17 protein-coding genes are annotated in these 18,066 nt (G+C 73.5%); 11 read left to right on the forward strand and 6 right to left on the reverse strand.

The genetic code is table 11. The features are described from left to right. Positions 1-149 precede the first annotated feature (149 nt). The 3 genes from OVN18_RS08315 (at position 150) to OVN18_RS08325 (ending at position 3,160) form a co-directional block, all read left to right on the forward strand. The gene (locus tag OVN18_RS08315) at positions 150-1,505 is read left to right on the forward strand and encodes a PhoH family protein (RefSeq protein ID WP_267739224.1); all 1,356 of its coding nucleotides are present in this window, start codon (positions 150-152) and stop codon (positions 1,503-1,505) included. A gap of 108 nt (positions 1,506-1,613) precedes the next feature. Further along, on the forward strand, positions 1,614-1,946 hold the full coding sequence (locus OVN18_RS08320) for a PadR family transcriptional regulator (protein WP_267739225.1): 333 nt from the start codon (positions 1,614-1,616) through the stop codon (positions 1,944-1,946). Next, entirely contained in the window at positions 1,943-3,160 is a 1,218-nt protein-coding gene (locus OVN18_RS08325; protein ID WP_267780249.1) for a hypothetical protein, read from the forward strand. The genes OVN18_RS08320 and OVN18_RS08325 overlap by 4 nt, the downstream gene beginning before the upstream one ends. A gap of 28 nt (positions 3,161-3,188) precedes the next feature. Here OVN18_RS08325 and OVN18_RS08330 read toward each other — a convergent pair whose 3' ends face one another. The 5 genes from OVN18_RS08330 to xseA all read right to left on the reverse strand — a co-directional run bounded on the left by OVN18_RS08330 (position 3,189) and on the right by xseA (position 7,499). Beyond that, positions 3,189-4,547, reverse strand: a complete 1,359-nt coding sequence (locus OVN18_RS08330) for a class II fumarate hydratase (RefSeq protein WP_267782971.1) — start codon at positions 4,545-4,547, stop codon at positions 3,189-3,191. A 98-nt stretch (positions 4,548-4,645) separates the two neighbouring features. Then, complete coding sequence (locus tag OVN18_RS08335; RefSeq protein WP_267739230.1) at positions 4,646-5,290, reverse strand: carbonic anhydrase; 645 nt, start codon at positions 5,288-5,290, stop codon at positions 4,646-4,648. 64 nt (positions 5,291-5,354) lie between these two features. Further along, on the reverse strand, positions 5,355-5,993 hold the full coding sequence (locus OVN18_RS08340) for a DUF4245 domain-containing protein (protein ID WP_267780250.1): 639 nt from the start codon (positions 5,991-5,993) through the stop codon (positions 5,355-5,357). Next, positions 5,990-6,235: an exodeoxyribonuclease VII small subunit gene (locus tag OVN18_RS08345; protein ID WP_267739234.1), complete on the reverse strand. Its 246-nt coding sequence runs from the start codon at positions 6,233-6,235 to the stop codon at positions 5,990-5,992. The genes OVN18_RS08340 and OVN18_RS08345 overlap by 4 nt, the downstream gene beginning before the upstream one ends. 1 nt (position 6,236) lies before the next feature. Further along, on the reverse strand, positions 6,237-7,499 hold the full coding sequence (xseA, locus tag OVN18_RS08350; RefSeq protein ID WP_267780251.1) for an exodeoxyribonuclease VII large subunit: 1,263 nt from the start codon (positions 7,497-7,499) through the stop codon (positions 6,237-6,239). 194 nt (positions 7,500-7,693) lie between these two features. On the opposite strand from xseA, the gene OVN18_RS08355 reads away from it, so the two are divergent. From OVN18_RS08355 to OVN18_RS08375, 5 genes are read left to right on the forward strand one after another with little or no spacing between them, the layout of a single operon-like run. Beyond that, positions 7,694-8,689 (forward strand): 4-hydroxy-3-methylbut-2-enyl diphosphate reductase, encoded by a 996-nt coding sequence (locus tag OVN18_RS08355; protein ID WP_267782972.1) that lies wholly within the window; start codon positions 7,694-7,696, stop codon positions 8,687-8,689. Positions 8,690-8,736: 47 nt separating this feature from the next. Continuing rightward, positions 8,737-10,008 carry an ATP-binding protein gene (locus OVN18_RS08360; protein ID WP_267780253.1) on the forward strand — a complete coding sequence of 424 codons (1,272 nt, stop codon included), beginning with the start codon at positions 8,737-8,739 and terminating at the stop codon, positions 10,006-10,008. Further along, positions 10,005-11,180: a hypothetical protein gene (locus OVN18_RS08365; RefSeq protein ID WP_267780254.1), complete on the forward strand. Its 1,176-nt coding sequence runs from the start codon at positions 10,005-10,007 to the stop codon at positions 11,178-11,180. Before OVN18_RS08360 ends, OVN18_RS08365 begins: the two co-directional genes overlap by 4 nt. 45 nt (positions 11,181-11,225) lie before the next feature. After that, on the forward strand, positions 11,226-12,431 hold the full coding sequence (locus OVN18_RS08370; protein WP_267780255.1) for a sensor histidine kinase: 1,206 nt from the start codon (positions 11,226-11,228) through the stop codon (positions 12,429-12,431). After that, positions 12,428-13,627 carry a hypothetical protein gene (locus OVN18_RS08375; RefSeq protein ID WP_267780257.1) on the forward strand — a complete coding sequence of 400 codons (1,200 nt, stop codon included), beginning with the start codon at positions 12,428-12,430 and terminating at the stop codon, positions 13,625-13,627. Before OVN18_RS08370 ends, OVN18_RS08375 begins: the two co-directional genes overlap by 4 nt. Before the next feature lie 19 nt (positions 13,628-13,646). Here OVN18_RS08375 and fbaA read toward each other — a convergent pair whose 3' ends face one another. Continuing rightward, on the reverse strand, positions 13,647-14,675 hold the full coding sequence (gene fbaA / locus OVN18_RS08380) for a class II fructose-bisphosphate aldolase (protein WP_267739241.1): 1,029 nt from the start codon (positions 14,673-14,675) through the stop codon (positions 13,647-13,649). 132 nt (positions 14,676-14,807) lie between these two features. Between fbaA and OVN18_RS08385 the strand changes: the two genes are divergently transcribed. The 3 genes from OVN18_RS08385 to OVN18_RS08395 all read left to right on the forward strand — a co-directional run bounded on the left by OVN18_RS08385 (position 14,808) and on the right by OVN18_RS08395 (position 17,969). Beyond that, entirely contained in the window at positions 14,808-15,518 is a 711-nt protein-coding gene (locus OVN18_RS08385) for a FadR/GntR family transcriptional regulator (RefSeq protein WP_267780258.1), read from the forward strand. Positions 15,519-15,612: 94 nt separating this feature from the next. Then, complete coding sequence (locus tag OVN18_RS08390; RefSeq protein WP_267780260.1) at positions 15,613-17,043, forward strand: four-carbon acid sugar kinase family protein; 1,431 nt, start codon at positions 15,613-15,615, stop codon at positions 17,041-17,043. Next, entirely contained in the window at positions 17,040-17,969 is a 930-nt protein-coding gene (locus tag OVN18_RS08395) for an NAD(P)-dependent oxidoreductase (protein WP_267780261.1), read from the forward strand. The genes OVN18_RS08390 and OVN18_RS08395 overlap by 4 nt, the downstream gene beginning before the upstream one ends. Positions 17,970-18,066: the final 97 nt, after the last annotated feature.

The following is an 18,066-nucleotide window of genomic DNA, read 5'->3' on the forward strand; positions in this document are numbered from 1 at the left end:
GCTGCGGAGCCGAGAGCCCGTCGGGTCTAACGTCAGCCGCATCAGGCAGCCCGCCTGATCGCGACGGCCATGACTCGTCCGCGAATCCCGGCCGACGCGTCGCGAGACAACGGTCCGGGTCGCGCCCGCGCTCCCCGGGATATGGAGCAATGGTGGCCGCTTCCGACACCTCCCGCCAGGCAGTTTCACCGCAGAGCGCTGAGCAGGGGGTGGCGCAGCGCACCTACGTGCTCGACACCTCGGTGCTGCTGAGCGATCCGAAGGCCCTGTTCCGCTTCGCCGAGCACGCGGTGGTCATCCCCGTCGTCGTGATCGGCGAGCTCGAGGCCAAGCGCAACGATCCCGAGATCGGGTACTTCGCCCGGCAGGCGCTGCGCAACCTCGACGAGCTGCGGGTGCTGCACGAGCGCCTCGACTTCCCGATCGCGGTGGGGGATGCCGGCGGATCGATCCGCGTCGAGCTCAACCACTCCAACCAGTCGGTGCTGCCGTCGGGGCTGCAGCTGGGCGACAACGACTCGCGCATCCTCGCCGTCGCCATGAACCTTGCGAACGACGGGCTGCACGTCGTCGTCGTCTCGAAGGATCTGCCGATGCGGGTGAAGGCCTCGTCGATCGGCCTCGCCGCCGAAGAGTACCGGGCGGAGCTCGCGGTCGACTCGGGCTGGACGGGCACCGACGACGTCACGCTCTCGAGCGAGCAGATGGCGACCCTCTACGACCGCGAGACGATCGAGTCGTCGACCGTGCGCGACGTGCCGATCAACACCAACCTCGTCATCCACTCCGATCGCGGCTCGGCCCTCGGCCGGGTCTCCGAGCCCGGGCGCATCAGCCTCGTGCGCGGCGACCGCGACGTCTTCGGCCTGCACGGCCGCTCGGCCGAGCAGCGGCTCGCGATCGACATGCTGCTCGACCCGCAGATCGGCATCGTCTCGCTCGGCGGCCGCGCCGGCACGGGCAAGTCGGCCCTCGCGCTCTGCGCCGGGCTCGAGGCGGTGCTCGAGCGGCAGCAGCAGCGCAAGATCATGGTGTTCCGCCCGCTGTACGCCGTCGGCGGCCAGGAGCTCGGCTACCTGCCGGGCGACGCGAGCGAGAAGATGAACCCCTGGGCGCAGGCCACCTTCGACACGCTCAGCAGCGTCGTCTCGCAGAACGTGCTCGACGAGGTCATCGACCGCGGCATCCTCGAGATCCTGCCGCTCACGCACATCCGCGGCCGCTCGCTGCACGACGCCTTCGTGATCGTCGACGAGGCGCAGTCGCTCGAGCGCAACGTGCTGCTCACGGTGCTGAGCCGCATCGGCCAGAACTCGAAGGTCGTGCTCACCCACGACGTCGCCCAGCGCGACAACCTGCGCGTCGGCCGTCACGACGGCGTCGCGAGCGTCATCGAGACGCTGAAGGGGCACGGGCTCTTCGGGCACATCACCCTGACCCGATCCGAGCGCAGCGCCATCGCCGCGCTCGTGACCGATCTGCTGGAGGGCAACGAGCTCGCCTGAGCCGCACGCGGTGCGCGGGGGCGGTCGGGGAGACCCGGCCGCCCCTCGTCGCGCAGGAGGCGAGCATCCCTCTTGACCGGCTATCTCGATATAGGTAGATTTCGACCCATGGAGCCGCTGAGCCGCATCACCGCCGCCACCGTCGATGTGCTGGATGCCCTGCTCGAGCACCCCGACGGCTGCTGGGGCCTGCTCGCGATCACGCGCAGCGGGCGGCCCGCCGGAACCGTCTACCCGGTGCTCGATCGGCTCGAGCGCGCGGGCTGGATCGTCTCCGAGTGGGAGGAGGCCTCCGAGCGTCGCGGCCCCCGCCGCCGCTACTACCGCTTCACCGACGAGGGGGCGGTGCGGGCGGCCGCCACGGTGGGGGAGTTCCGCGCGCGGGTCGACGCGCGGCGCACGACCCCGACGCCGGCCCTGCGTCCGGGGTTCGCATCGTGAGCGGCCCCACTCGTCCCATCGGCACGCGACGTCTCGCCCTCGCCCGCCGCCTGCTGCCGGCCCCGCTGCGCGACCGGTACGGCGAGCAGTGGGCGGCCGACCTCCGCGACGCTGCCGAGCTCGACGTCGCGCCCGCCTCGATCGCCTGGGGCGCCCTGCGGTTCGCCGCGCTCAGCCGGCTCGGACCGCACGGCGCCGAGCCCGAGGAGCTCGAGCGCCAGTCGTGGCACCTCGCGCGCTGGGGCGGGGCGCTCATCGGCACCTCCGGCGTCGGGGCGACGGTCGGCTACCTCGGCTTCGGCGGCCTGGCCGGGCTCGGGCAGCTCGCGGCCGTGCATCCGGCGCTCGTGCTCGTCGGGCTGATGCCGGTGCTGGTCATCCTCGGCGCGGCGGCGGTCGGCATCGCGCTGCTGTGGGCGGCCGTGCTGCGGCGGCCGCGAATCCACCCGATGTCGGTTCTCGTCGTGATCGCGCTCTCAGCCGGGTCTGCGCTCGTGGCGCTCTGGCCCCTCGCGATCGACCGACCGGGTGCCCTCGCGGGCGCTCTGCTCGCGTGGGGGCTCCTGCTGCTCGGGCTCGGAGCGGTCGGTGCCCTGATCGTGTGGGGGGCGACCCCTGCCGAGAGGCGGAGGCCCGCACCCCGGGCGCACCCCGTGGCTCCCGCGCGCTCCGGGCGGGTCGTGCTCGCGGCATCCCTGGCGGTCCTCGGCCTCATCGTGCTCGGGCTCGTCGAGGGGCTCGTCTGGGGCGTCGAGGACCAGGCGGGGGGACTGCCGGCGGCCGCGGTCTACGCCGCCCTCAACGATGTCGACCGGGTCAACGGCATCGTGAGCGTCCTGCTGTGGGCGGCGATCTGGAGCGTCGGCCCGCTCGTGCTGGTCGTGGTGCGGCACCGCGCACTCGCCCGGGGGGAGGCCGATCGCGATGTCACCCGGCTCGTCGGCATCCTCGGGCTGCTCGGAGTCGGCGCGACGGTGTTCTTCCAGGGCTGGGCGACGTTCTCGATCGGGATGTCGATCGCCGACACCCTGCCGCCGTACATGGGCAGTCGCTCGGCGCTGTGGTTCGCCTACGCGTCCGTCGGAACCACCGCGGGGCTCGCCGGGCTGCTGCTCGCGCTCGCTCCGACGGCGGGCTCGGGCGATGACGCCCGCGCCCGCCTCCGCACCGCACCGTCGCGCGACCTGAGACGGGCGTACCCGCCGCTGCGATGACCGCGACGGGATGCCCGCCCGCGGGCCCCTACAGGCCGGGCGAGGTCATCGAGAGCACGTCGAGCAGCTCGTCGAGCTGCTGCTCGGTGATCTCGCCGCGCTCGACGAAGCCGAGGTCGACGACCGCCTCGCGCACGGTGATGCTCTGAGCGACGGCGTGCTTGGCGACCTTGGCCGCGGCCTCGTAGCCGATGACGCGGTTGAGCGGGGTGACGATCGAGGGCGAGGACTCGGCGAGCGCGCGCGCCCGGTCGAGGTCGGCCTCGAGGCCGACGACGGTCTTGTCGGCGAGCACGCGCATCGAGTTCGACAGCAGGCGGATCGACTCGAGCAGCGCGGTGCCCATGACGGGGATGGCGACGTTGAGCTCGAAGGATCCCGAGGCGCCGGCCCAGGCGATGGTGGCGTCGTTGCCGATGACGCGCGCGCTCACCATGAGCACGGCCTCGGGCACGACCGGGTTGACCTTGCCGGGCATGATCGAGGAGCCGGGCTGCAGGTCGGGGATGCGCAGCTCGCCGAGGCCCGTGTTCGGGCCCGAGCCCATCCAGCGCAGGTCGTTGCAGATCTTGGTGAGCGAGACGGCGATGACGCGCAGCGCGCCGCTCGCCTCGACGAGCCCGTCGCGGGCGCCCTGGGCCTCGAAGTGGTCCTCGGCCTCGGTGATGGGCAGGCCGGTCGAGCTCGCGAGCTCGGCGATGACCTTCTGCGAGAAGCCGACGGGCGTGTTGATGCCGGTGCCGGTGGCGGTGCCGCCGAGCGGCACCTCGGCGACGCGCTCGATGGTCGCGCGCACGCGGGCGATGCCGAGGCGGATCTGCCGCGCGTAGCCGGCGAACTCCTGGCCGAGCGTGACGGGCGTCGCGTCCATGAGGTGGGTGCGGCCGGCCTTGACCGCAGTCTTCCAGAGCTCGGCCTTCTCCTGCAGCGCCCCGGCGAGGTGCTCGAGGGCGGGGATGAGGTCGCTCAGCAGCGCCTGCGTGACCGCCAGGTGCACCGAGGTCGGGAACACGTCGTTCGACGACTGCGAGGCGTTGACGTGGTCGTTGGGGTGCACGGCGAGCGCCTCGGTCGAGGCGAGGGTCGCGAGCACCTCGTTCATGTTCATGTTCGAGCTCGTGCCCGAGCCCGTCTGGTACGTGTCGACGGGGAAGTGCTCGTGGTGCTGCCCGCCGATGATCTGATCGGCGGCGCCGACGATCGCCTGCGAGATGGCACCGTCGAGGATGCCCAGCTCGGCGTTGACGATCGCCGCTGCGCGCTTGATCTGAGCCAGGGCGATGATCTGCCCCGCCTCGAGACCCGAGCCCGAGATCGGGAAGTTCTCGACGGCGCGCTGCGTCTGCGCCCGGTACAGGGCGGTGCGCGGCACGCGCACCTCGCCCATCGTGTCGTGCTCGATGCGGAAGTCGGTCTCGGAGGGCGTGCTCACGGCGGTGTGATTCCTTTTCGTGACGAGGGTGGGATCGATCGGAACGGCGGGCGTCAGATCTGACCGACGACGACGTCGGGCACGGCTCGGCCCTCGCGCAGTCGGTAGTTCGCGCCGACGACAGCCAGGCTACCGGCGGCGACGGCATCGCTGATGAGCTCGCTCGCGGCGAGCAGCTCGCCGACCGTGTCGCGCAGGTGCTCGCGCCCGACGTCCTGCGCGTCGAGAGCCTCGACGTCGGTGCCGCCGGTGGCGAGCAGGCAGCGGTCGACGGCGGGCAGGATGCGCGCCACGAGCCCCGCGATGTGCGGCGGCAGCGGCGTCGCGTCGGGCTGCCGCGAGTCGATGGCGGCGCGCACGGCCCCGCACTCGTCGTGACCGAGCACGAGGATCAGCGGAACCTTGAGCACGCCCACGGCGTACTCGAGCGAGCCAATGACGCTGTCGCTGATGACCTGCCCGGCGTTGCGCACGACGAAGAGGTCGCCGAGGCCCTTGTCGAAGATGATCTCGGCGGCGAGGCGCGAGTCGGAGCATCCGAAGAGGGCCGCATGCGGCGCCTGGAACTCGGCGAGCTCGGTGCGGCGCTCGACGTCCTGCCGGGGGTGCTGCGGGGTGCCGGCCACGAAGCGCTCGTTGCCGCGCTCCATCTCGTGCCAGACCTGCGCGGGCGTGCGCTTCTCGTTGTGCTGGGGCATGGGGTCTCCCTGCGGTCGCGTGGCTCGGGGTGCCGCGGCGCGCGGCCCGGAACCGGACGAGCCGCTATTCGGCGGGCTCGGGCAGCTCGGCGGCCACGGCGGTCGCGAGCTGCGCGAACTCCGCCTCGCTCGCCGTGCCGTACAGCACGACCGTGCTCGTCTCGGTCTCGGTCACGAGGGCGTACTGGCGGTTGCCGACGCCCTCGATCCCGCGTCGATCGTAGAGGGTCCAGGTGACGCCGCCGATCTCGATCTCCTCCGACGACTGCGGCTGCCGCAGCTCCTCGGCGAGCCAGCTCGGGTTGGCGTCGAAGCCCTGCACGAGGGCGAGGAACCGCTCGCCCGGCGTGATGAAGCCGATGTACCACTCGATCACGGTGGAGTCGCCGCTGAGGTCGGCGCGGTTGCTCACCCAGTCGGCGGGCACCTCGGGGGCGAGCACCTGCTGCCCGAGCCCGCCCTCGGCCTCGATCGCGCTCGCCCGGTAGTCGATGACGAGCCCGTCGGGCTCCTCGCGCACGGTCACGACGACGAGGAACAGCACGATCGCCATCGAGGCGACGAGCGAGAGCACGAGGTTGCGCGCGGTCTGGTTGGCCCGGCGCTTGCGCCGGTTCTCGGCGATGCGGTCGGCCTTCTCCTGCGGCGTCTCGGGGCGGCCGAGCTCGGCCACGATCGGCCGGCCGGTCACAGGATCGGTCACGACGGGCCCCCGGCGCTCGGGCCCGTGGCGGCGCGGGCCGCATCGAGGCGCTCCTTCGCGCCGATCAGCCAGTCCTCGCAGCGGCGGGCGAGCGCCTCACCGCGCTCCCACAGGGCGATGGACTGCTCGAGCGTCGCGCCGCCCTGCTCGAGCTCGGTGACGACGCGGGCGAGCTCGTCGCGCGCCTGCTCGTAGCCGAGGTCGGCGATCGCGGGGAGGTCGGGGGTGCTCACATCAGCCATGCTACGAATCCGTCTCTGCATCGGGGGTGGGAGGTGCCGGGGCATCCGCCCGGGCGGTGAGCCGGCCCTCGGCGAGGGTGAGGCGCAGCGGCTCGTCGGCGATCACGCCCGCGGGGCCGCGCAGCACGGCGCCGTCGGCCCGCTGCACGATCGCGTAGCCGCGGTCGAGGGTGTGCTGCGGCGAGAGCGCGCGCAGCTGGCGGCGGCGCTCGCCGAGGTCGAGGTGGGCGCGCTCGACGAGGCGCGCGGTGAGCTCGGCGCCGCGCGCGACCATGCGCGTGAGCTCGTCGGCGCGGCTGTCGACGATCCAGGCGCCGGAGGCGAGCGAGGGTCGCGAGCGGATGGCGGCGATGCGGTCGACCTCGGTGGCGATCGCGCCCGTCACGCGGGTGAGCATGCGCGAGCGCACCTGCTGCATGGTCGCCAGCTCCTCCCCGACGTCGGGCACGACGCGCTTGGCGGCATCGGTGGGGGTGGAGGCGCGCAGGTCGGCGACGTCGTCGAGCAGCGGGCGGTCGTTCTCGTGCCCGATAGCGCTCACGAGCGGGGTGGTCGCGGCGGCGGCGGCCCGCACCACGGCCTCGTCGCTGAAGGGGAGCAGGTTCTGGAAGTCGCCGCCGCCGCGGGCGACGATGATGACGTCGACCTCGGGGTCGGCATCGAGCGCCCGGATGCCCGCCACGAGCTCGCCGACCGCGCGGTCGCCCTGCACGGCCGAGTGGTGCACGCTGAACCGCACGTTCGGCCAGCGCAGCTGCGCGTTGCGCAGCACATCCTTCTCGGCATCGCTGTCCTTGCCCGTCACCAGCCCGATGCACTGCGGCAGGAAGGGCAGGCGCTGCTTGCGCGCGGCATCGAACAGCCCCTCGCCGCGCAGCTGCTGGCGCAGCCGCTCGAGCCGCTCGAGCAGGTCGCCGAGGCCGACCCGACGCATGTCGAAGACCTGCATCGTGAGGCTGCCGCCCTTGACCCACCAGTTGGCCTTGACGAGCGCGATGACGCGGTCGCCCTGGGCGAGCCCGGCCGGCAGCTTGGCCTTGACCGACGACCAGACGGTGAACGAGACGGTGGCGTCGACCTGCAGGTCTTTGAGCTTGCCGTAGACGTTGCCGCCCGAGACGCCCCACTGGGTGATCTCGCCCTCGACCCAGACGCTGCCGAGCCGGTCGATGTACCCCTTGATCTTCTGCGAGAGCTCGGCGACGGGCCACGGCGACTCCGCCGTGGCGGGACCGTCGGTCGACGGTGCGGCGAACTCGGTCACGACGGGATGCTCCTTCGAGGGGTCGCTGCCAGGCTACTGCGCGCCACCGACTCGGCCGCCCGGGCCGCGGCCGGCGGGGGAGTCGCCCAGGCCCCCCGCCTACACTGGGGAGCGTGAGCACCATCACGAACGGCGCCCTCGGCGTCACGTTGACCACGCCCGTCATCCCCGAGCGCCGCGAGCGCCTCGTGCCCATGCCCGTCGACCGCCCGCGCTCGGTGCTGCTCGCCGCGCCGCGCGGCTACTGCGCCGGGGTCGATCGCGCGGTCATCGCCGTCGAGAAGGCGCTGGAGCAGTACGGCGCCCCCGTCTACGTGCGCAAGCAGATCGTGCACAACGTGCACGTCGTGAGCGAGCTCGAGAAGGCCGGCGCGATCTTCGTCGACGAGGTCGAGGAGGTGCCGCACGGCTCGCACATCGTGTTCTCCGCCCACGGCGTGAGCCCCGCCGTCGTGCAGGGCGCCGCCGACCGCGATCTCGCCGCCATCGACGCCACCTGCCCGCTCGTCACCAAGGTGCACCGCGAGGCCGTGCGCTTCGCCAAGCAGGACTACCGCATCCTTCTCATCGGCCACGAGGGTCATGAAGAGGTCGAGGGCACGATGGGCCACGCGCCCGACCGCACGATCCTCATCGGCACGCCCGAGGAGGCCGACACCGTCGAGGTGCCCGCCGACGAGCCGCTCATCTGGCTCTCGCAGACCACCCTGAGCGTCGACGAGACGATGGAGACCGTGCGGCGCCTGCGCGCCCGGTTCCCGCACCTGCAGGACCCGCCGAGCGACGACATCTGCTACGCCACGCAGAACCGCCAGGTGGCGATCAAGAAGGTGGCGCCGGATGCTGATCTCGTGATCGTCGTCGGCTCGGCCAACAGCTCCAACAGCGTGCGCCTCGTCGAGGTCGCGCTCGAGTACGGGGCGAAGGCCGCGTACCGCATCGACTACGCGAGCGAGATCGAGCAGGCCTGGTTCGAGGGCGTCGCGACCGTCGGCGTCAGCTCGGGAGCGTCGGTGCCCGAGGTGCTCGTCGAGCAGGTTCTCGCCGATCTGGCCGACGCGGGCTTCGCCGACGTGAAGGTCGTGAAGACGGCGGAGGAGGACCTCATGTTCTCGCTGCCGAAGGAGCTGCGCACCGATAAGTCGGGCAAGCAGGACGAGCGCGCGCTCGGCGGACGCACGCGCGCCTAGCCGCGTCGACCGGTCGTGCCCGGAGGACCGGGGCGTACGATCGGCCCATGACCGCGCTGAGCTCCGTGCAGGGAGCGGCGTCGTCCTTGTCGCTCCCGCCGCCACGCGACGTCACGGCATCCTCGCTCATCCGCGGTCTCGCGACCGCCGAGCGGATCATCGGCGTCGCCTCGCTGGGGCTCTCGTTCGGCCTCGTCCTCGATCTCGCGGCGCGCCAGGGCGCTGACGACGGCCCCCTCACGGGCGTGCTGCTCACCCTCTGGCTCGCGCCCCTGCTCATCGTCGCCGTCGCGCACCTGCTGCGCCCCCGGGCGCTCTCCGGAGCGGCGGTGCTCGCGATCGGCGTGCTGAGCACGGCGGGCTGGGCGGCCACCATCCTCACGCGCTCGACCCCCGAGGAGTCGCACGGGAGCTTCCTCCTCGAGACCACCGCGTGGACCCTCGCCCTCATCGGCGCCGTGCAGCCCACCGCGCGCAGCGGGGTGCTGTGGTCGGCGCTCGGACTGCTCGCGGGAACCGCCGGGCTCGTGCTCGGATCGCTCGTCGTCGGTGCGCCGGTGACGCTCTCGCCCGACCGCTTCGTCGACGGCGGGATCGTGATCATCGCGTACCTCGTCGTCGCTCTGGGCTGGCGCCGCACGCGCGGCCGTCTTCCCGCGCTGCCCCAGGTCGAGCGCGCCACGCGCGAGGCGCACGCGCGCCGCCTGCGCGAGCGCGCCGCCGCCGCGGTCGTGCACGACACGCTCCTCTCCTCGCTGACCCTGGTGGCGCGCGCGCCCGAGGGGGTCGTGGATGCCCGGCTCGAGCGCCTCATCCGCCGCGACCTGCGCGTGGTCGGCACCGCCGAGGTGACCGCCGCGGGCACCGCGTCGACCTCGTCCGATCTGCTCCCGCTCCGGCTCGTGGAGCTCGCCGACGGCTTCCGCTGGCGCGGCCTGCGCGTCGACGTCTCCGGCGTCGACGCCGTGCCCGAGCTCGAGCGCCAGGCCGCGGAGGCCCTCGTCGAGGCGGTCGCCGCCGCCCTCGACAACGTCTCGCGGCACTCCGGTTCGGCGAGCGCGGAGGTGACGATCGGCACGAGCGAGCGGGCCGTGACGGTGATGGTCGTCGACACCGGCCGGGGCTTCGACCCCGAGGGGGTCGACGTCGAGCGCATGGGCGTGCGCGAGTCGATCGTCGGCCGCATCGAGCGCCTCGGCGGCCGGGTGCGCATCTTCTCGGGCGGCACGGGCACGACCGTCGTGCTCTCGCTCCCGCTCGCGACCGCCGGATCCGGGGCCGAGCCCCGCCCCGCCGGCCCCGGCGGAGGGTCGGCATGAGCGGCTGGTGGCAGCGCTCGGCGCTCGAGGTCGACACCCTCAGCTGGCTGACGACCTCGATCGTCGTCGCCTGGGTCTCGAGCCTCATCCTCGTCCACGGCACGGTCTCGATCACCCTCGGCGGGCAGGCCGGCCCGGCGCCCGAGCTGCAGGTCCTCGCGATCGTCGTCATGGCGTCCTCCGCCCTGCTCATCCACGGGCGCGCCACGACGAACGGGCCGCGCATCGCGAGCACCCTCTCGATCGGGGTCTTCGTGCTCGTCGCCGCCGCCGTCGCGATCTCGGCGGTCGGCTACGCCGGCTCGCCCGTGACGGCGGAGCTCTGGTGGGCCCCGCTCGGGGCGGCGCTCGTGCTCATGTCGATCAGCCCCGTCGTGCCGGGGCGCGTGTACGTGCCGGGGGCGATCGGGGTCATCGTCGTCACCGCCGTCGCCTCGGCCGTCGTCGCGGTCGCGGCGGCCTCGCCGACACCGGTCGCCGACGCCGTCATCGCGACCTCGACGGTCGTCTTCGCGCTCATCGGCGGCTCGGTGCTCACCTCGACCCTCGTGCTCGGCGTCGAGGGCTGGCGCGCCGACCGCCGCACGACGGCCGAACTGCTCGAGGACTCCGAGCGCGTGCTCTCCGTCATCGACGAGGTCACCGATCAGCGGCTCAGCTCCGAGGTGATGGTGTTCCTGCAGGGGCTGGCCGATCGCGGCATCGTCACCGACGCCGACCGCGAGCGGGCCGGGATGCTCGCCGAGCGCCTGCGCGGCGATCTCGTGCAGCGCGACCAGCAGAACTGGCTCACCTCGCTCATCGCCGGTCGCGCGGTGCGCGTCGACGACCCGGAGCGGCTCGCCGAGATCATCACCGTCGAGCAGCGCGGCGCCCTCATCGCGCTCCTCGACGGGCTCTTCTCCGACCCGCAGGCCGGCGTGCGCTCGGCGCGGCTCGCGCTCGCCCGGCGCCCGGAGGGCACCGTGGCCGTGGCGCTGACGATCGACCTCTCGCTGCCCGAGGGGCGGCGCACCTCCGTTCTGGCCCCGTACTACCTCACCGTCAAATCGGTCGTGCCGCGGGTGGAGTGGCGCAACGGGGAATCGCTGCACGTCGCGTTCGACGCGGAGCCCTCGGAGCCGGCGACGGGCCCGACCACGTCGACGCCCGCCGACCGGCCGCGCCGCTAGTGTGCTCGTGAGCCCGTGCGGGTGACGACGGGAGGGACGGGCAGCGTGGCCTCGATCACCCTCCCTCGCGACGTCGCCTCCTCGACGATCGTCGCGGGCATCGCGACCGCCAGCCGGGCCGTGCTCGTGGCCGGGCAGCTCGCCGCGGTCGTGCTCACCGTCGACGTCGCCCTCGACCGGGGGGCGACCGCGGGCCTGCCGCTCGTTCTCGCGCCGATCGCCGCGGCGCTCCTGCTCTCGGTGCTGCTGCTCGTGCGGCCCGGTCTGCTCACGGCCGCGGTGTTCCTCGTGGGGGCGGGTGCGGCGTCGACGGCGTTCGTCGTGCTGGGCATCCACGTGCTGCCGAGCCTCGACGACCCGTCGCCCTACATCCTCAACCGGCTCGGCACCGGTATCGCCCTCGTCGGGGCGGTGCGCGGCAGCGCCCGCAGCGGGATCCTCTGGACGGTCGCGGGCACCCTCGTCGGCAACGGCAGCGTGGCGCTCGGGCAGCTCATCGTCGATCGGCCGATCGAGATCGGCCTCGGACCCCTGCTGACCGGCCTCGTGCTCGTGCTCGTCTACGTGGTGCTCGCGGTCGCGCGGGTGCAGGCGAAGCGGCGCATCCCCGACCTCGACGCGCTGCAGCGCGACCTCGAGACGGCCGAGCGGCGCGGTGCGCTCGAGGCCCGCTCGGCGGCCCTCATCCACGACACCGTGCTGGCCGACCTCGCGGCCGTCGCCGCGCGCTCCGGACCCATCGACGACCGGCTGCGGCGGTCGCTGCGCGCGGATCTCGCGCTCGCGGTGCGCCCGACCCCCGTCGCCGAGGAGCCGGTGGGGGGGATCCCGCGGCATCGACTCGTCGACGAGCTGGTCGAGCTCGCCGGCCGCTACGCGTGGCGCGGGCTGACCGTGCAGCTGAGCGGGGCCGAGACCCTGACGGGGCATCCCATCGACGACGGGCGCGCGGAGGCGGTCATGGGCGCTACGCGCGCCGCGCTCGACAACGTGGTGGCGCACGCCGGCACCGACCGCGCCGAGGTCGTCGTCGGCGTGCGCGACGGCACGCTCGCCGTGCTCGTCGTCGACGACGGCCGGGGTTTCGACGCGGTCGACGCCGATCGGCTCGGGGTGCGCGGCTCGATCCGCTCGCGCATCGAGGGCGTGGGCGGCACGGTGCGGCTGTGGTCCGGCGCGGAGGGCACTACGGTGATGATGAGCGTGCCCCTCGGCCTGCCCCACGACGAGGCCGGGGAGGTGCTCGGGTGATCCCCGCGGCGCTGCGTCGGGCCCCGTGGGCGGTCGACCCGCTCAGCTGGATCACCACGAACAACCTGCCCGCGGCCGTCGCGCTCGCCTCGGCCGCCTACGCCGTCATCGATCTCGGCCGCGATGCCGCGCTCGACCGCACCCTGTCGCAGCTGCCGGCGGTGCTCATGCTCCTCGTGGGGCATCTCGGTCTGCACGTGCTCACCCGCCCCGTGCGGGCGCCGTTCATCGAGCGCTGGGCCTGGGTCGTCGTCGCCACCGGGGCGACCGCGCTGCTGCTCTCGGCGCTCTCCTACGGCGACCAGCCCTTCGCGATCGGCCAGTGGTGGGTCACCGTCGGGGTGGCGATGCTGCTCGTCGGCCTTGCGCCGTACTCGACGGTGCTGCAGCTCGTGCGCTACGGCGGCGTGCTGCTCGTCGCGACCGTGCTGATCGCGGTCACGCTCGTCTCGGCCGAGGAGCAGGGCTGGCCGCTGCTGACGATCGTCATGCTCGCGGCGACCCCCGTCTCGATCGGTCTCGTGTCGAGCGTGGTCTTCAGCGGCACCGTCTCGTACCGGGTGACGCGATGGAGCGAGCGCCCGATCGTCGTGCCGAGCGTCGACGTCGGGGCCCGGAGGGCGGAGGCGCAGCTCGCCGCCTCGGTCGACGCGGCCGCCGCCCGGCGCATCGCGCCCGCGCAGGGGTTCCTGCGCGAGCTGCTCGAGCGGTCGGAGATCACCGCCGACGACCGACGGCGGGCTCGCGAGCTCGGCGACGCGCTGCGCGCCGAGCTCGTCGCCGTCGCGAACCAGACCTGGTTGCAGCGCGTCGTCGACGGGCACCCGGTCGAGGTGGACGATCCCGACCGGCTCGCGGACGATCTCTCGCTGCCGCAGCGGGCGGCGCTGCGGGCGCTGCTGGATGCCCTGCTCGCGCATCCCGATTCGGGCTTCGTCTCGGCGCGCATCGAGCTCGTCGCCGCCGAGGGCCGCTCGGTGGCCGTGGGCATCCGGCTGCTGAGCACCCTGCCGGAGGGGCGCCGCGTGACGTTTCTCGCGCCCTACTACGTGACCCTGCAGTCGACCGTGCGCTCCATCCGGTGGCGCAACGGCGCCCACCTCGAGGCGGAGTTCGACGTGTCCGGGAACGACGACGGGCGCCCGTCGCTCGTGCAACGGGCGCCCGCCCCGATCCCCGCCCGACCGCGCCTCTGAGGCGCGTCGGGCCCGATGCCTAGCGGCCGGAGTGACCGGCCGATCCGAGCTGGCGCGTGGCCTCGACGACGCGGGCCGCCATCGCGGTCTCGGCGGCCTTGCCCCAGGCGCGCGGGTCGTAGACCTTCTTGTTGCCGACCTCGCCGTCGACCTTGAGGAAGCCGTCGTACTGGCGCAGCACGCTGTCGGCGACCGAGCGGCTGTAGGCGTACTGGGTGTCGGTGTCGATGTTCATCTTGATGACGCCGTTGCGCACCGCCTCGGCGATCTCGGCGTCGGTCGAGCCGGATCCGCCGTGGAACACGAGGTCGAGGGGGAGGGCGCCGGTGCCGTACTTCTGCTGGATGCCGTCCTGGATCTCCTTGAGGAGCTCGGGGCGCAGCTTGACGTTGCCCGGCTTGTAGACGCCGTGCACGTTGCCGAAGGTGAGGGCGGCCATGTAGCGGCCCTGGTCGCCGAGCCCGAGGGCCTCGACCGCCTGGGTCACGTCGCCGAGCGTCGTGTAGAGGGCGTCGTTCGAGCCCTCGTGCTGCACGCCGTCCTCCTCGCCGCCGACGACGCCGATCTCGACCTCGAGGATGGAGTGGATGGCCTTCATGCGCGGCAGCAGCTCGCGCGCGATCTCGATGTTCTCGGCCAGGGGCACGGCCGAGCCGTCCCACATGTGCGACTGGAAGATCGGGTTGCGGCCCGCCTTGACCTCGGCCTCGCTCGCCTCGATGAGCGGCATGACGAAGCCGTCGAGCGCGTCCTTGGGGCAGTGGTCGGTGTGCAGCGCGACGGTGACGGGGTAGTTCTTCGCGACCTCGGTGGCGAACGCGGCGAAGGCGAGGGCGCCCGAGGCGCGGGCCTTCACGCTCTGACCGGCGAAGAAATCGGCACCGCCGGTGGTGACCTGGATGATGCCGTCGGACTGCGCCTCGCTGAGGCCCTGCAGCACCGAGTTGATCGTCGACGAGGACGAGACGTTGATGGCGGGGTAGGCGAACCCGCCCTTCTTGGCCTTGTCGAGCATCTCGGCGTACTGCTCGGGAGTGGCGATGGGCATGGTGCTCCTTGGCGTCAGGTGGGGCAGGACGCGGTCAGTCTAGCGAGCGGGTGCCGCCGGATAGAGTGCCGGTACCGGCCGTGCGCCGGCCGCGGCGGTGCGCCGGCGGAGCGCGAGGACGAGGAGGCGGCGATGGCGCGGAGCTCGCTCGTCGACGACGTCGCCGAGGCCCTGCTGTCGCAGATCGTCAGTGGCGCGCTGCCGATCGGCGGAGCGCTGCCCTCCGAGGCCGAGCTGTGCGAGAAGCACGGCGTGAGCCGCGTCACCGTGCGCGAGGCGATCAAGACGCTCGCCGCGCAGCGCGTCGTCGACGTGCAGCGGGGGAGGGGCACCTTCGTGCTGCCGCACTCGGCGTGGACGGGCCTCGAGGCGGTGCTGCGGGCGACGGCGTTCGGCGCCGACGACGGGCGGGCATCCCTGCAGCTCATCGAGGTGCGCCGCATGATCGAGACCGGCGCGGCCGCCCTCGCCGCCGAGCGCCGCAGCGATGACGAGCTCGCCCAGCTGGAGGAGTGCGTCGAGGGGATGCGCGCCGCCCACGCCGCCGACGACCTCGCGATGTTCGTCGAGCACGACATCCGGTTCCACGACGTGATCCTGCGCGCGACGGGCAACGTCTTCGTCGCCGTGCTCTTCGAGCCGCTCGCGCGGGTGATGCGGGCGAAGAGGGAGCAGACTTCGGCCGTGCGGGTCATCCAGGAGCACGCGATCGAGCAGCACGGCCTCGTGCTCGCCGCCCTCCGTTCGGGCGATGCCGACGCGGCCCGGCGCGCGATGGACGCGCACATGACGCAGACCGCGCAGGATCTCGAGCACCTCGTGCTCGGCCGCGCGGGGGAGTGACGCCGGGCTCTCGCGGCCCGATCGGGATCGACCCTTGACGGGTCGGCGCAAATTAGTATGATGACTAACGTCTTACTACAAAGGAGTATCGACCGTGGTCTCAGCATCCGCGCTCATCGCAGCGCTGCCCGCCCCGCTGCCGCTCAGCGCCGCCACCGTGCAGGCCGCCGCCGCCACGAGCGCCACAGTCGTCGTGCTCGACGACGACCCCACCGGCACGCAGTCCGTCTCCGGCCTGCCCGTGCTCACCCGGTGGGAGGTCGCCGACCTGCGCTGGGCCCTCGACCAGGGCGCGGCCGCCGTCTACGTGCTCACCAACACGCGCAGCCTCGATGCCGCCGAGGCCGCCGCCCGCAACCGCGAGGTCGTGCTCGCCGCCCTCGAGGCCGCCGGCGGCCGCCCGCTCGCCTTCGCCAGCCGCAGCGACTCGACCCTGCGCGGCCACTACCCGCTCGAGACCGACGTCATCGCCCGCACCCTCGCCGAGCAGGGGCAGCCGCCCGTCGACGGCGTCATCATCGTCCCCGCCTTCCCCGACGCCGGCCGCGTCACCCTGCACGGCGTGCACTACCTGCGTCAGGGCGACGAGCTCGTGCCCGCCGCCGACACCGAGTTCGCCGCCGACGCCACCTTCGGCTACCGCAGCTCGGCGCTGCCCGAATGGGTCGAGGAGAAGTCGGGCGGGCGCATCCCGCGCGACTCCGTGGCCGTCATCGATCTGCCGACGCTGCGCACTGATGCGGATGCCGTGCTCGCGATCCTCGACGCCGCCCACGACGCGCAGCCCATCGTCGTCGACTGCCTCGAGGAGTCGGACCTGCGCGCCCTCGCGCTCGCCCTCATCGAGTCGGAGCGCCGCGGCCGCCGCTTCCTCTACCGGGTCGGCCCGCCCTTCGTGCGGGCGCGCATCGGGCTCGAGCCGCACGCCCCGCTCGACGCCGGCAGCATCCCGCAGGCCGAGGGCAGCACCCGCGGCGGCCTCATCGTCGTCGGCTCGCACGTCTCGCTCACCACCCGGCAGCTCGAGGAGCTGCAGCGCGACCGCCCCGAGCTCGCCGTCGTCGAGATCGACGTCGACGCCGTGCTCGACCCGGCGCGCCGTGCCGAGCACCTCTCCGAGCGCACCGCGGCGGCCGTCGCCGCCCTCGCCGACGACAGCGTCATCGTGCACACCACCCGCCTGCTGCGCCGCACCGACGACGCCGACGAGAGCCTGCGCATCTCGCGCGCGGTCTCCGGCGCCGTGGTCGAGCTCGTGCGCGCCGTGCTGGCCGCGGCCCCGCCGCGCTTCGTCATCGCCAAGGGCGGCATCACCTCCAGCGACGTCGCCGCGCACGGCCTCGAGATCCGCCACGCCATCGTGCGCGGGCCCATGCTGCCCGGCATCGTGTCGCTGTGGGAGCCCGTCGACGGGCCCGCGCAGGGCATCCCGTACATCGTCTTCGCCGGCAACGTGGGCGACGACCGCTCGCTCGCCGACGTCGTGCGCACCCTCTCACCCGTCACCGAAGGAGCCCTCGCATGACCACCGCCACCGCCACCGCCACCGCCACCCTCGCCCCCGCGGCCAGCGTCGCCGTCATCGGGCTCGGCGCCATGGGGCTGCCCATGGCCACCCGCCTCGCCGGCGCCATGACCGCGCACGGCTTCGACATCGCCGCCGACCGGGTGGCGCTCGCCGCCGAGTCGGGCGTCGTCGGCTTCGCCTCCGCCCGCGAGGCCGCGGCCGGCGTCGACGCCGTGCTGCTCGCCGTGCGCAACGGCGCCCAGCTGCACGAGGCGCTCTTCGGCGAGAACGGCATCGCCGCGGTGCTCGCCCCCGGCGCGGTCGTGATCATGACGAGCACCGTCGGCGTCGACGACGTCGTCGCGGTGGCCGAGCGGCTGCAGCAGCACGGCATCGCCCTCGTCGACGCCCCGCTCAGCGGCGGCCCGGTGCGCGCGGGCGAGGGCGACCTGCTCATCGTCGTCGGCGCATCGCCCGAGGCGCGCCTCGTCGCCGCCCCCGTGCTCGAGCGCCTCGCCTCGACCCTCAGCGTGATCGGCGACCGCCCCGGCGACGGGCAGGCGTTCAAGACTGTCAACCAGCTGCTCTGCGGCGTGCACATCGCGGCCGCCGCCGAGGCGCTCGCCCTCGCCGACGCCCTCGGGCTCGACCGCGCGGCGACCCTCGAGACCCTCGCCGCCGGCGCCGCCGGCTCGTTCATGCTCGGCAACCGCGGCCCGCGCATGCTCGAGGCCTACGACGAGGACGGCGCCGAGGTGCTCAGCCGGCTCGACATCTTCGTCAAGGACATGGGCATCGTCACCGCGGCGGCCCGCGCCAACGCGCTGTCGACCCCCGTCGCGGCCGCCGCCGAGCAGCTCTACCTGCTCGGGCAGTCGCACGGGCTCGCGGCCGCCGACGACTCCGCCGTCATCCGCGTCGTCGCGCCGCAGCGCGCCGGCTGACGCCGGCGGAGGCGACCGCCGCCCCTGCACCGCACCCCTCCGATCCCGTACCCCGCACCACTCGTTCTGCCACACTCGCCCTGTCAAAGGAGACACC

The organism is Microcella daejeonensis (genome assembly GCF_026625045.1).
Classification (GTDB): Bacteria; Actinomycetota; Actinomycetes; order Actinomycetales; family Microbacteriaceae; genus Microcella; species Microcella daejeonensis.